General features: G+C 64.1%; 11 protein-coding genes and 2 tRNA genes. 10 read left to right on the top strand and 3 right to left on the bottom strand.

Annotation, left to right across the window (positions count from 1 at the left end; translation table 11 throughout):
• Window positions 1–5 precede the first annotated feature (5 nt).
• Window positions 6–2,192 carry an EAL domain-containing protein gene (locus tag VMV82_01100; GenBank protein ID HUY40154.1) on the bottom strand — a complete coding sequence of 729 codons (2,187 nt, stop codon included), beginning with the start codon at window positions 2,190–2,192 and terminating at the stop codon, window positions 6–8.
• Window positions 2,193–2,329: 137 nt separating this feature from the next.
• Here VMV82_01100 and VMV82_01105 point away from each other — a divergent pair, with 137 nt between their 5' ends.
• The 5 genes from VMV82_01105 to VMV82_01125 all read left to right on the top strand — a co-directional run bounded on the left by VMV82_01105 (window position 2,330) and on the right by VMV82_01125 (window position 6,073).
• Entirely contained in the window at window positions 2,330–3,442 is a 1,113-nt protein-coding gene (locus tag VMV82_01105) for an alpha/beta hydrolase (protein ID HUY40155.1), read from the top strand.
• A complete protein-coding gene (locus VMV82_01110; protein HUY40156.1) occupies window positions 3,439–3,660 on the top strand; it encodes a DUF167 domain-containing protein in 222 nt (73 codons plus the stop codon). The genes VMV82_01105 and VMV82_01110 overlap by 4 nt, the downstream gene beginning before the upstream one ends.
• A 46-nt stretch (window positions 3,661–3,706) precedes the next feature.
• Window positions 3,707–4,111 (top strand): hypothetical protein, encoded by a 405-nt coding sequence (locus tag VMV82_01115; protein ID HUY40157.1) that lies wholly within the window; start codon window positions 3,707–3,709, stop codon window positions 4,109–4,111.
• A 15-nt stretch (window positions 4,112–4,126) separates the two neighbouring features.
• Window positions 4,127–5,122, top strand: a complete 996-nt coding sequence (locus tag VMV82_01120; protein HUY40158.1) for a DUF3644 domain-containing protein — start codon at window positions 4,127–4,129, stop codon at window positions 5,120–5,122.
• Between the two features lie 111 nt (window positions 5,123–5,233).
• Window positions 5,234–6,073 carry a hypothetical protein gene (locus VMV82_01125; protein HUY40159.1) on the top strand — a complete coding sequence of 280 codons (840 nt, stop codon included), beginning with the start codon at window positions 5,234–5,236 and terminating at the stop codon, window positions 6,071–6,073.
• A gap of 152 nt (window positions 6,074–6,225) precedes the next feature.
• Here the strand turns inward: VMV82_01125 and VMV82_01130 are convergent.
• Both VMV82_01130 and VMV82_01135 read right to left on the bottom strand, forming a co-directional pair.
• Window positions 6,226–6,298 (bottom strand) — tRNA-Glu (locus VMV82_01130).
• 1 nt (window position 6,299) lies between these two features.
• A tRNA-Gln gene (locus VMV82_01135) sits at window positions 6,300–6,373 on the bottom strand.
• Window positions 6,374–6,480: 107 nt separating this feature from the next.
• On the opposite strand from VMV82_01135, the gene VMV82_01140 reads away from it, so the two are divergent.
• From VMV82_01140 to dapB, 5 genes are all read left to right on the top strand, one after another.
• Entirely contained in the window at window positions 6,481–7,557 is a 1,077-nt protein-coding gene (locus VMV82_01140) for an NDP-sugar synthase (GenBank protein HUY40160.1), read from the top strand.
• Between the two features lie 59 nt (window positions 7,558–7,616).
• The gene (locus tag VMV82_01145) at window positions 7,617–8,819 is read left to right on the top strand and encodes a glycosyltransferase family 4 protein (GenBank protein ID HUY40161.1); all 1,203 of its coding nucleotides are present in this window, start codon (window positions 7,617–7,619) and stop codon (window positions 8,817–8,819) included.
• A complete protein-coding gene (locus VMV82_01150; protein HUY40162.1) occupies window positions 8,819–9,865 on the top strand; it encodes a hypothetical protein in 1,047 nt (348 codons plus the stop codon). The genes VMV82_01145 and VMV82_01150 overlap by 1 nt, the downstream gene beginning before the upstream one ends.
• Window positions 9,866–9,929: 64 nt before the next feature.
• Entirely contained in the window at window positions 9,930–12,092 is a 2,163-nt protein-coding gene (locus VMV82_01155; GenBank protein ID HUY40163.1) for a DUF3553 domain-containing protein, read from the top strand.
• 27 nt (window positions 12,093–12,119) lie between these two features.
• Window positions 12,120–12,842, top strand: coding sequence for a 4-hydroxy-tetrahydrodipicolinate reductase (gene dapB, locus VMV82_01160; GenBank protein HUY40164.1), 723 nt, complete (start codon window positions 12,120–12,122; stop codon window positions 12,840–12,842).
• The last annotated feature ends 29 nt before the right edge of the window (window positions 12,843–12,871 follow it).

Consider the following 12,871-nt stretch of genomic DNA (forward strand, 5'->3'; position numbering starts at 1 on the left):
CCCGTTCAGGCAGAGGCGATCGAGGCGGAGTTTCCGGCGTGCCGACGGGCCCGCACGTATGATTCGAACTCCGCTGCAGGCAGCGCTCGCGCGAAGAGATATCCCTGCGCGCTGGGGCATCCCGCCGTGCGAAGCCATTGCAATTGTTCCATCGTTTCGACGCCTTCGGCAACCGTCGTCAGCTCCAAGCTCTTCGCGAAGCTGAGAATCGCCGTGACGATCGCGGCATCCGTGCGGCTCGTCGCGAGGTCGCGCACGAAGCCCTTGTCGATCTTGAGCGCGCCGATCGGAAGCCTCTTCACGTTTGCGAGGCAGGCGTGACTCGTCCCGAAGTCATCGAGCGAAACGCCCACGCCCAGCTCGCGGCACCGCACGAGCGTCTGCCGCGTCTGCTCGCTGTCGTCGACAGCGAGCGATTCCGTGATCTCGATCGTTAACAGGCGCGGATCGAGTGAATGGCGGCAAACCGCAGCCGAGAGGCGATCGTAGAATGCCGGATCCTGAAACTCGCGCACGGAGACGTTGACGGCGACCGGCACGGCGATGCCGCGGTCGCGCCATTGCCGTAGCTGTGCGGCGACGGTATCCAGCACCCACGCTCCGATTGCAACCATCATGCCGTTCTGTTCGGCTGCCGGTATGAAATCGTCGGGCGGTACCAGCCCGCGCCGCGGATGCTGCCAGCGCAGGAGCGCCTCTGCGGAGACGACGCGGCGCGACGTGATATCGACGATCGGCTGGTACGCGACACGAAACTCCCGTCGCCGAAGCGCGGCGCGCATATCCGCCTCCAGGGCGATGTGCGCGACAGCTGCGTCGTGCAGCGCCGAGGAATAGAAGCGCAGCTGATTCCCGCCATCGCGCTTGGCCAAGCCGGCTGCGGCCGCGGCGGCAGTGAGTAAGCCTTCCGCGTCTCGCGCGTCGCTCGGGGCGACAGCGATGCCAACGCTCGCCGACGGAAAGACGCGCTGGCCTCCGGCGAGATAGGGCTGCCGAAGCGCCGCCAAGATGTCGTTGCCCATGGCGGTGGCGTCGACCGCGCGATCGATTTCCGGCGCGAGAATCATGAACTCGTCACCACCGGCGCAGCCGGCGAAATCCTGGCTTCGTAACGATGCGTGGACTCTGCGGGCGATCTCTTGAAGCAAGCCGTTTGCGGCGGCCGCTCCCAGCGCGTCGTTGATCGTGCGGAACCGATCGAGATTGAGGTGAAAGACTGCAGTGAGCGTGTCACGTCCGTCGGCGCGAGCGAGCGCGTCACGAAGCCGCTCCTGAAAGTGCCGTCGATTCGGCAGATCCGTTACTGCGTCGTGCTTTGCGACGTGCTCGGAGAGTGCGTGGAGCTCGCGATTGGAACGTGCGAGCGCCCGCGACATCGCGGCAACCTCGGTCAAGAAAACGGTCAGCATGATGCTCGACGAGGTCACGGCAAAGAACTTCCCGACATACCAGACGGCTGAGTAGCGGTCGGCAACGACGCCCATGATGGCGTCGAGCATCGAGGCCAGCACGGCGATCGGGAGCCAGAGCTCGACGGCAGACTCTGGCTGCGATCGCGTGAGCATGACGAGCGCGAGCGCGTCCAGAGCGCAGATGACGGGAAGCACGACGCCCACCATCAGCGGGGTGAAGCCGGTGCCGCTCATCAGCAGCGGGAGCGCTGTCGCGTACCGAGAGAAGAAGAACACGCATGCTGCCGCTGTCACCATGCTGGCCGCAACGATGATTGACAGCGTTGCAGCGCCGCTCTTTGATGAGCGTTCGTGCAGCGACGCGCGCTTCATCGCGGCAGCCGCGATCATCGCGAGCGGAAAACCGGCGTGCCAAACGCACCACAGCGAGAGCGCCGTCTCCTCGTTCGCACCGAAGTATCCGCTATGCGAAAAGACTCGCGGGAACGTAAGGAGATAGCCGACGATGAAGATTCCGGCGAAGAAGTAGCCGGCCCCGACGGCTGCGAGCCACGTGGCGCGGCACTCGAGATACTGATGGAAGAGAAGAAACGCCGACAGAAGTTCCGTGACCGTAACGGCGCCGATCAGCGCCGCGAGCACGCCCGGATTGCTATGGCCCGGCGTCCTGCCGAAAAGCGTTGCTATAAGGGCGACCAGCGCCATCGCGATCGCGATGCGTAGCGCCATGCGCCGTTGCCCCCGCGTGACGGTCGAGTTCGCGAACGTCAGGGGAGCCATACCCGCAGTATCCAAAGTGAAAGTCACTCCCTACTCCGAGTTGTCGGCGGCGCAGCCCGCGCTGTATCGGGAGGTGGGGGTTGTCGCGGTTAAGTTTGCGTCAAGGGCGCACGTGGCCGTCGGAGAACGTGCTCACCGTGCGTCGCGCGCTCCTCGCAGCACTCTTTGCCGCATTCGCCGCTTGCCACGCCGCGATCGCCGCTGCCGGCGAGCCGCAGATCATGAGCGTCCGCTTCGAAAGCCGGGCACTTAGCGGGTTTCTCGGGCATGCCGCCTACATGTACGCCACCGTTCTGCTGCCTGACTCATACTACGCGCAAGCGCATCGCCGCTATCCGGTCATCTACGTCATCCCAGCCTTCGACGGCCCGTTCACGATCGACGAGCAAACGGAGCTGAGCTGGCAACGACCCATGCGCGCGCTCGGGACGCAGTTCATCATCGTGGTTCTCGACGGGATGGTTCAGTTTCGAAACGAAGCGATCCATCAAGAGTTCGTCGACTCGCCGAACGACGGACCGTGGGGAACGGCGCTCACAAACGAGTTCATCCCGGCCACCGATGCGCACTTTCGCACGATCGATTCGCCGAACGCGCGCTTCCTCTTCGGGCACTCTTCGGGCGCGTGGTCTGCACTGTGGCTGCAAGTGACGTATCCCCAGCTTTTTAATGGGGCGTGGGCCGTCTCGCCCGATCCCGTCGACTTTCACGACTTCGTCGGCCCGGATCTGACGAAGGCTCCCGCGCAGAACTTTTACGTCGACGCCGCAGGAGCACCGTACATGATATCGCGCGTCCGCGGACACGACACGATGACGTTGCGGGATATGGTGCGCCGCGAAGATTGGGCGCGACGGCAAATGGATACGTACGATGACGTCTTCAGCCCGAGGTCGGCGAGTGGTTCTCCCGAACGGCTCTTCAATCGAAAGACCGGCGCTATCGACGCGGACGTCGCGCGATATTGGGAGGAGCACTTCGACATCACGCATCTCCTCGTCGAGCATTGGGCGCAATTAGGGCCGGAGCTTGGCGGGAAGCTTCACATCTTCGTCGGGACGGATGACACGTTCCATTTGGAGGAGGCCGTACGCCTAATGCAGGCCGCGACTACCCCGCTCGGAAGCGACGCGGAGTTCGTCTTCGCGCCGGGTGACGATCACTGGCAGATATTCGGCTGGAACGGCGGGGTTCAAGACTACGCGATGCGCGAGATGATCCAGCGAGTCAGCGCAATGCCTCCGAGGTGATTATCGACGTTCTCGTCAAGCCGGGGGCGAAGCATCCCGGCGTTTCGATGGAGAACGGTCTCGTCGTCGTGCGCGTTCGCGAACGTGCCGTCGAAGGCGCCGCAAACGCAGCATGCATTCGCGCTCTCTGCGAAACCTACGGCGTGAGCGCACGTGCGGTCCAGCTCGTTCACGGGCAGCGCAGCCGCCGTAAGCGCTTCGTCATCCGTGCACGGTAGAGGCGGAGCGCAGGAAGCGGGGTGCGCGCGCGTAACAGGCAGGCGTATGCTTCGATTTGCCTCGCTCATCCTCGCCCTGGGACTCGCGGCCCTTCCAGTCGCTACGAGCGCGCAGCAGGCGGTCCCGGGAATGGTACGCATATGGAACGGCTCGGGCAGCGGAGTCGTACGCGTCGCCGTCGCTCGCATGGCAGGCGGCGGATACGGCATTCGCGTGTGGGGCTCGTGCTCCCCAACGCCGTGCGACTGGGGTCTTCGTCCTCTTCACGTGTACGGCGGCACGGCGCACGCGCGGTTCGGCGCATGGGGCACCGCGACGTTCACGTCGAGCTTCAGCGTGACGCGGGTCGTCATCGAGTACGGCATGACGGGACTCGGCGTTCGCACGTTTACGCACTTCACGGACAACAGCGGCCGTTCCGATTACACGCTCTACGTCGTTCTTCTCTGACCGCGGGATGAGACGGTGCACGATTTACGGGCCGCGCGAGAAGAAGCGTTGCTCGCGTGCGATCTGTTCAACGACCGTCACGAGCGGAATCTCGATGGATTTCTGGCGCACATGCTCGCTGCATGGCGTCACGCATTGCGAGCGATTGCTGCAAAGGGCGGCCGGATCGAGCAGCTGGACGGCGCGGAGCTCGCATCGCGCCTACGCCGATACTTTCCGAGCGCGGCGAGCCCGGTGCGGGCGAACCTCGAGTTCTTCATCGAGCTCCACGAACGCATAGCGCATCGCTTTAGCCGCAAGCGGCTACGATTCGTCGAGACGCTCGTATCAGGGAAGATCAACGCACTGCTCCTGAACTTCGAAAGGACGCTCGTGGCGGAGTTCGGAGCGCGTGCATCGCTTGCCGATGCACTGCGCTTCCCCGTCTTTCTCTCGTCGCTCACGACGGAGTCTGCGCTTCTTCTGGAGCAAGCATACGAAGGGATGCCGAGCTCGCTCACGCGATTCATCGATTCCTACGAAGCCCGACTCGATCCATCGGTTCGCGTCAGCGAGGCGTACGATTTTCGCATCTACCTGATGCCGAAAGCATCGCCTGCGGCACGCGATCTTCCCGTCGAGTTCGTCGACTTGTCAAAGCTCTCGGCGGAAGAAGCCGAGGCGGTCGAGAACGCACGCGTCATCATCCGCGATCGCCAGATCGAAGCGATCAACGTCAACCGACTGAAAGCAAGCGAAGTCGTGGCGCGCGTGCAGACGATCTTCCCAAGCTTTTCTCTCTACCTGCATACGCTCGCCTGGAGGCATTACGGAGTTCGCCCGCCCAGTAATACGCCGGATCCCGCGTGCACGGACACGCGCTTCGCGCTCTACGACCGCGCGCATCGCGACTATCTCTACACGGAAGCCTGGGTCGAGCGCCTGAAGGAAGAACTCGCCGCCGATCCGGAGGCAGCGATCGGCTCATGGAAACCGGCTCGCGCCGAGCGCTCCGTCCCGGACTCGCCGTAGCGTAAGCCTTTCCGAACCCGTGGACCGGTCGCGGCGGGTAGGCGATGGCGTTTCGCAGAACGCAAGCAGCCTATGCTACGCTGGCTTCGCGTGCTGCTAAGCGCAGCCATATTGGCTACCATCCTGCCGCTGGCCGCATCGGCGCAACCGCACGATCTGGTCGTGGATAACGCGGCGGGCTCCGCCGCGATTGCGTCGATCAAAATCTCTCCTCCGACGGACGACGATTGGGGTGACAACTGGCTCGCCACCAACGAGCTCATCGGCGCCGGCCGCAGCCGCACGTTTTCCGTCACGCTTGGCTGCAGCGAAGACATTCGCATCACGTTTGCCGATCACGAGGTGCGCGAGTGGCGCGCCTACGACACGTGCCGGAATACGACTCTCAGCGTCGCGTCGGCGCCGGCATCCGGGCCCCCGCACGATCTCGTGATTTCCAACGCAAGCTCCGTCGCGATTCGCGACGTCGAGATCTCGCCGCCGGCGAACGACAACTGGGGTGAGAACTGGCTTGGCGGCAGCGAGGAGATCGCGGCCGGTCAGAGCCGCACCTTCGCGATGACCCGCGGCTGCGCGGAGGACATTCGCGTAACGTTCGCTTCGCATCGGCAGCGCGAATGGCCCAACTACGATACCTGTCAGCAGCCGAGCCTCAGCGTCGTATTGGCTGCGTCCTCGACACCGCCCCACGATCTCACCATTTCCAACGCAGCGTCGGGCGCGATCGAGTACGTGCAAATCTCGCCGACGACCGATGAAGACTGGGGCGATGATTGGCTTGGACCCTCGGAGGTCATCGCGCCGGGCAGCAGCCGCACGTTCTCGATCACGGGAGCCTGCGCGGAAGATATTCGCGTGACGTTCATGGACCAGCGGAGGCGCGAGTGGCGAGGTTACGATACGTGCAGGCAGCCACGTCTTCACGTCGACCCACTCACGACGAGCACGTAAAGACATCGCCTCCTTAAGGGGCGCTGCAACGGATCGAAGGAAAGCGGTTAATCGCAAGCATCGGGCCGTGCGTTGCCATTACCTTGCAGGCGTCCGCTGTACAAGGTCCTCGAAGGAAAAGCCGCGCCGGCAATGCGCGGCTTTTCAGAACGTAGCCCCAGCGAGATTCGAACTCGCGTCACCTGGTTGAGAACCAGGCATCCTAGGCCTCTAGACGATGGGGCCGTGGCTCCCGGGGATGGATTTGAACCACCATACGCAGATTCAGAGTCTGCAGTCCTGCCATTGAACGACCCGGGACTATGGGCGCACAAGCGCCCGCGGGATATACTACACGACCCGCGCGGACCCTCGCAATGGACCGGCGGGCAGGAAAACGAAGGAATTCGTGCGATTTTCCACGGTCGGTGGTTGAAGTGCAGGCGGTAATTCTGGTCGGCGGCGAGGGTACGCGCCTTCGTCCGCTGACGTATGGGACCCCGAAGCCGATGGTCCCCATCGCCGGTGTGCCGTTCCTCGCGCGCACGATGGAGCGGCTGCACGAAGCGGGCATCGACGACGTCATTCTGGCGGCGGGATACATGCCGCTCGCAATCACTGAGTACTTCGGCGACGGCGCGAACTTCGGGATGCAGATCAGGTATGCAATTGAAGAGACGCCTCTTGGAACCGCGGGCGCGCTGAAGAACGTCGAGGAGTACATCACGGGTCCGTTCTTCGTCTTCAACGGCGATGTTCTCACGAGCCTAGACCTGCGCGCGATGTTGCAGTTTCACCGGAGCAAAGGCGGTACGGGAACGCTGCATCTGATTCAAGTGGCGGATCCGTCGGCGTTCGGCTGCGTCGTGCACGACGACGACGGCCGCATCTCGGCGTTCATCGAGAAGCCGCCACCGGGAACGGCGCCCTGCAACGATATCAACGCGGGAACGTATCTGCTCGAGCGCGAGGTCCTGAATGCGATTCCGCCCGGCCGCCCGGTGTCGATCGAGCGCGAGACCTTTCCGCAGCTCATCGTCGGGGGCAAACGTCTCTACGCGCACGTCACGAACGATTACTGGATCGATATCGGCCGGCCTGAGAACTATCTCGCAGCGCACCGTGACGTGCTCACCGGCGCGATGCCGCTGCTCGTCGAGCCGGGGATTACGGGCAGTGGGGCCGCAGATGTCAGGGACAAGCGCTCTATCGTCGAGCCCGTGCACCTCGACGCCGGAACGTCGATCGACCCGAGTGCTACGGTGGGTCCGAACGTCGTGCTCGGTCGCAGCTGTTGGGTTGGTGCCGGCGCAGTCGTGAGGGACTCGGTCCTCTGGGACGATGTCCGCGTCGGCCCCCACGCCATCGTCGACGAGGCAATCCTGGCCTCAGGCGTCCGGGTCGGGGCAGGGGCTGCCATCGGCGCGGGTACCGTCATCGGCCACGGGTACCTCGTCCCGGATGGGGCAAAGATAGCTCCAGGTAGCAGACTGAGCGACCGGTAGCTACCTAGCGGAGGCTTTCCCGCTAGTTATGGCTAGGGCTTCCGGGGTAGAATCGAAGCATGCCCGGATCGCTGCAGACGCTCCGAACCGCCGGCGTACCCGGCGTGCTCTTTCTCGGCTCCTACCCTCCGCGGGAGTGCGGAATCGCCACGTTCACGCGCGACATGGTCGAGGCATTCGACCGGCAGTTCGGGACGCGAAGTCAGGTTATCGCTATCGACGAGCCCGGCGGCGAAGTGCGCCGCTACGGCCGCGAGGTCGTCGCGCGCATCAGCCAGGCGGATCGCTGCAGCCACGTCCGCGCCGCAGACTTCATCAACGCGCACCGCGCGGAGCTGGTCAACGTCCAGCACGAGTACGGGCTCTTCGGCGGCGAGCGCGGCGAGTGGCTCGTCGATCTGCTCTGCGCACTCACCAAGCCGTCGGTGCTGACCCTGCACACGGTGCTGCCGGAACCGGACGAGAAGATGCTCGACGTCACGCGCCGGCTCTGCCGATATGCCTCGAAGGTCGTGGCGCTCTCTGAGACGGGCCGCGAGCTTCTGGAGCGCATCTACCGCGTCGATCCTGCGAAGCTGCTCGTGATCCATCACGGCGTTCCAGACGTGCCGTTCCAAGGAACGCAGCCCGCGAAAGCCTCATTCGGCATCGGCGAACGCTCGGTGATCTCGACGTTCGGGCTCATCAATCGCGGCAAAGGCCTCGAGTACGCGATCGAAGCCATGCGAGCGGTCGTCGCGCGCCACCCGGAGACGCTGTATCTGATTCTCGGCGAAACGCACCCCGTCGTGCGCCGGCAAGAGGGCGAGTCGTACCGCGAGTCGCTCCAAGCGATGGTCCACGGCTACGGATTGCAGTACAACGTGCAGCTCGTCGACAAATATCTCGACTACGATGAGATCATCAGCTACCTTGGCGCGACCGACATCTATTTGACGCCCTACTTGAATCCGACGCAGATCGTGAGCGGCACGTTGGCCTACGCCGTCGGCTGCGGCAAGGCGATCGTCTCGACGCCGTATCTGTACGCGCAAGAGGTTTTAGCCTACGGACGAGGCTTCGTCGTGCCGTTCAAAGACGCGAGCGCGATTGCGGCGCGGGTCGTCGAGCTTCTCGATGATCCATCGCTACGGCGCGCGACCGAACGGCGTGCCTATCGCTTCGGCCGGCAGATGACGTGGCCGCACGTTGCGGCGGAGTACGGGCGGCTCTTCACCGAGCTGCTTCCGGCACGGCCGATCGAGCTCGTAGGAACCGCGTAGTGGCGCAGCGGGTACCCCCGCTCGACTATCTCGCCACTTTAAGCGATGACGTCGGCGTCATTCAACATGCGAACGAGAACGTTCCGAATCGTTCGACGGGCTATTGCACGGACGATGTCGCGCGCGCGCTCATCGTCGCGGTGGCGCGCATGCGCATCGATCCCGGCGACGATCGCGCGGGTGCGCTCGGCTCCACGTATCTCTCGTTCCTCGTCGACGCGCAGTGCGAGGATGGACGCTTTCACAACTTCATGAGCTACGACCGGCGCTGGCTCGACGAGCTCGGTACGCAAGACAGCAACGGGCGAGCACTGTGGGGCCTCGGGTACGCGTTGCGCTACGCACCCGACGCGCGCTGGCGCCGAGTCGCGCAGCGCGCCTTTCGTCGCGGGCTCGCATGCGTGGACTGGCTTGGCCACCCTCTTGCCGAGGCATACGCCGTGCTCGGCCTCGCGCACGCGCACGAAGCCGAAGCGCATGCGGCCTACGCCGCGGCACTGCGCACGCTTGCCGGGCGTTCGCTCGAACGGCTCGCCGCTGCGAGCGATGCGACATGGACGTGGTTTGGCGACGAGATGACCTACGACGTGGCACGGCTTCCCGAAGCGCTGCTGCGTGCGGGCGCGGCGCTGGGTGAGCGGCAGTACACCGAAGGCGGTCTCTTGGCGCTCGCGTTCTACGAGTCGATCGCCTTGGAGGGCGGCGTCTTCGTGCCGATCGGCAACCGGGGATGGTATCGGCGCGGCGGGGAGCGACCGCGATACGATCAGCAACCGCTCGAAGCGGCGGCAATGGTCGATGCGGAGCTAGCGGCGCTCGACGCCACCGGCGAGAAGACGCATCGCGCTGCCGCGAGGCTGGCAATGGCGTGGTTCGAAGGCGAAAACTCCGAGGGAATCGTCATGGAGCACGGCGGAGGCTGCTACGATGGCCTCGGTGCGGGCTCCGCGAACCGCAACATGGGAGCGGAGTCGACGCTGGCGGCGCTCGCGGCCGCGTACGCGCTTGCTACGCGGCGGAAATCGGACATTGCGGTCGCGCGCTAGTTCCTAGCCGTACTCCGACAGCCTCCTAGATGAAACTCCTCGCACTCTGTCGAAGAGAGTGCAAATGATCCTCGAGACCGAAGCCCTCAACGACGTACAAGCCGCCGCCGTTCGACATACGGACGGCCCGTGTTTGGTATTCGCCGGTGCGGGCAGCGGGAAGACGCGCGTCATCACGTATCGCATCGCGTATCTTCTTCGGGAGCTCACCGTCGCCCCGGATCGCATTCTTGCGTTGACCTTCACGAACAAAGCCGCCGGGGAGCTGAAATCGCGTCTCGAGAGCATGGTTGGCAGTGAGGCGCGTGGGATTTGGGCGGGTACGTTTCATGCGATGTGCGTGCGCTTGCTGCGGCGCGAAGGTTCGCGCGTCGGCGTCTCGCCCGGTTTCGGGATCATCGACGACACCGACCAACGCCAGCTTCTCAAGGAGATCGTCGACGATCTCGATTACGACGATCGCCAGCTTTCGCCCGGCGCGTGCCTGCACGAAATCGGCAACGCAAAGACCGCGATGCTCTCGCCGGAGAAGTATCTCGAGAAACAGACGACGTCGCTCGGCGAGCGGTTCGGCGAAGTCTACAAAGAGTATCAGCGTCGACTCGCGGCATCCAACAGCCTTGATTTCGACGATCTCATCTTGCGTGCCATCGACGTGCTCGAGGTTGACGGCGCCGTACGCGAACGCTATCAGCGCAAGTTCCAGTACATCCTCGTCGATGAATATCAAGACGTCAACTTGCCGCAGTATCGGCTCATTTCGATTCTCGGCGAGCTCCATCGTAACGTCACCGTCGTCGGGGACGACGATCAGTCGATCTATTCGTGGCGCGGTAGCGATCATCGGATGATCCTTCGCTTCGAGCAGGATTTCCCGGGTGCAACGGTTTTCAAGCTCGAGCAAAACTATCGCAGCACGCAGCGCATTCTCGATGCGGCAAACGCCTTGGTCGCCAACAACCGCTCGCGAGCGCCGAAGCGCCTCTACACCGAGCGCGGCGAAGGCGACCCGATCATCGTCTACCCGGCGGCAACGGAGCGCGACGAGGCACGATACGTCGTCGAGCAGATCAAAAGCGCGGTTCGTGACGGCGCGGCGTATCAAGATTTTCTCGTGCTGTACCGCACGAACGCGCAGTCTCGCGTCTTCGAAGAGGCGATGCTTTCCGACGGCATCCCGTATCGCGTCATCGGCGGCGTCGGGTTTTACGCGCGTTCCGAAGTCAAAGACGTCATCGCCTACCTGCGCTACGTGCTCAACGCCGCCGATGCGATCGCATTCAAGCGCATCGTCAACGTACCGCGTCGCGGCATCGGCCAGCAGACGCTGGGCGCGCTCGTCCAAGCGGCAAACGCGGCCTCGATGTCCGTGGGCGAGGCGATCTTCGACAACGCGGTTCTGCGTACGGCGGTCCCGAAGAAGCTCAAAGAGCTGGAGCGCTTTGCCGAGCTGATTGGGGAGCTGCGGTCCTGCATCGCCGAGATGTCGGTTCCCGATCTGCTCGTTGCGGTCATGGAGCGCTCGGGATACGTTCGCGAACTGCAGTCGGAAGAGACGAACGAGGCCCGCGCCCGCTTGGAGACTCTTCAGGAACTCGTCGGCGTTGCCCGGGAGTATCACGCCGCCGAAGCGGAGGCGACGCTTGCGGGTTTCCTCTCGAATATCGCACTCGTGAGCGACGTGGACGCCCTGGACGAGCGTGCGTCCTACGTCACGCTCATGACGCTGCACAGCGCCAAAGGCCTGGAGTTCCCGAGCGTGTTTCTCACGGGGCTCGAGGAGGGCGTCTTTCCGCACTCGCGCACGCAGAACGACGAGCACGAGATCGAAGAAGAGCGGCGCCTCGCGTACGTCGGTATCACGCGAGCCATGGAGCGTCTGCACCTGACGTTTGCACAACGGCGCGCGATCTTCGGGAATAGCTACGCATATCCGCGCTCGCGTTTCGTCGACGAAATCCCGGGCTTGCAGTTCCTCGAAGGCGAGAGTGTTGCGTTGCCGCGGCCGACGGGCGGCCGCTGGCGCGAGGTTTCGATTCACGAATCGGCCGGGGCGGGCATGCACATGCAGCTCGGTGCCGGCGATCGCGTGCGCCATCCCAAGTGGGGCGAGGGCAAGATCGCGAGCGTCGTAGGCGCGGGCGGCGACGGACTCGTGACCATCGACTTTCCAAACGTCGGGCAGAAGATGTTGATGCTCAAATACGCTCCCTTGGAAAAAATATAAGAGAGTCTCGATTCGGCCCATGCGGTCATGATTAGGGTTGCGGTTGCCGGGGCACTCGGGCGAATGGGAACGGTGGCCCGCGCCGCCCTGCGTGAAGCTGATGGTATCGACTATGCCGGTGGACTCGCCCGCGAGCGGATCGAGGGCGATATCCTTTACGACGATCTCGCGGCGCTGATCGCCGAGACCAAACCGGACGTGCTGCTCGATCTCACGACCTATCCTTCGACGGTGGAGATCTCGCGTGCGGCGATACGCGCCGGCGTCCGGCCCGTCATCGGTGCTACGGGGTGGAGCGATTTCGATCGCGCGGCGCTCGCCCGCGAAGCCGAGGAGCACGGTGTCGGGGCGATTCTCGTTCCGAACTTCTCCCTCGGCGCGGCCTTGATGATGCGATTTGCAGCCGAGGCTGCGCGCCACTTTCCGACGATCGAGATCGTCGAGTTGCATCACGACCGCAAGAAAGACAAGCCGTCCGGCACGGCGCTGCTTACGGCCGAGCGTATCGCGGCGGCAGGATACGAAGCGGAGATTCCGATTCACAGCGTGCGGTTGCGCGGGCTCGTCGCGCACCATGAGGTCCTCTTGGGAAGCGACGGCGAAGTGCTGACGATCCGTCACGACACGCTCTCGCGCGAAGCATTCGTTGCCGGCATGCTTGCGGCCGTGCGTGGGGTGATGCGCCTCGATCGCCTGGTTGTCGGCATCGATGCCGTGCTGGAAGGTGCGAAGGAGCCGCCATCCGCGTAGCCGTCGTCGGAGCCACCGGCGCCGTCGGC

It is taken from the genome of Candidatus Dormiibacterota bacterium (genome assembly GCA_035532035.1).
Taxonomy (GTDB): domain Bacteria; phylum Vulcanimicrobiota; class Vulcanimicrobiia; order Vulcanimicrobiales; family Vulcanimicrobiaceae; genus Tyrphobacter.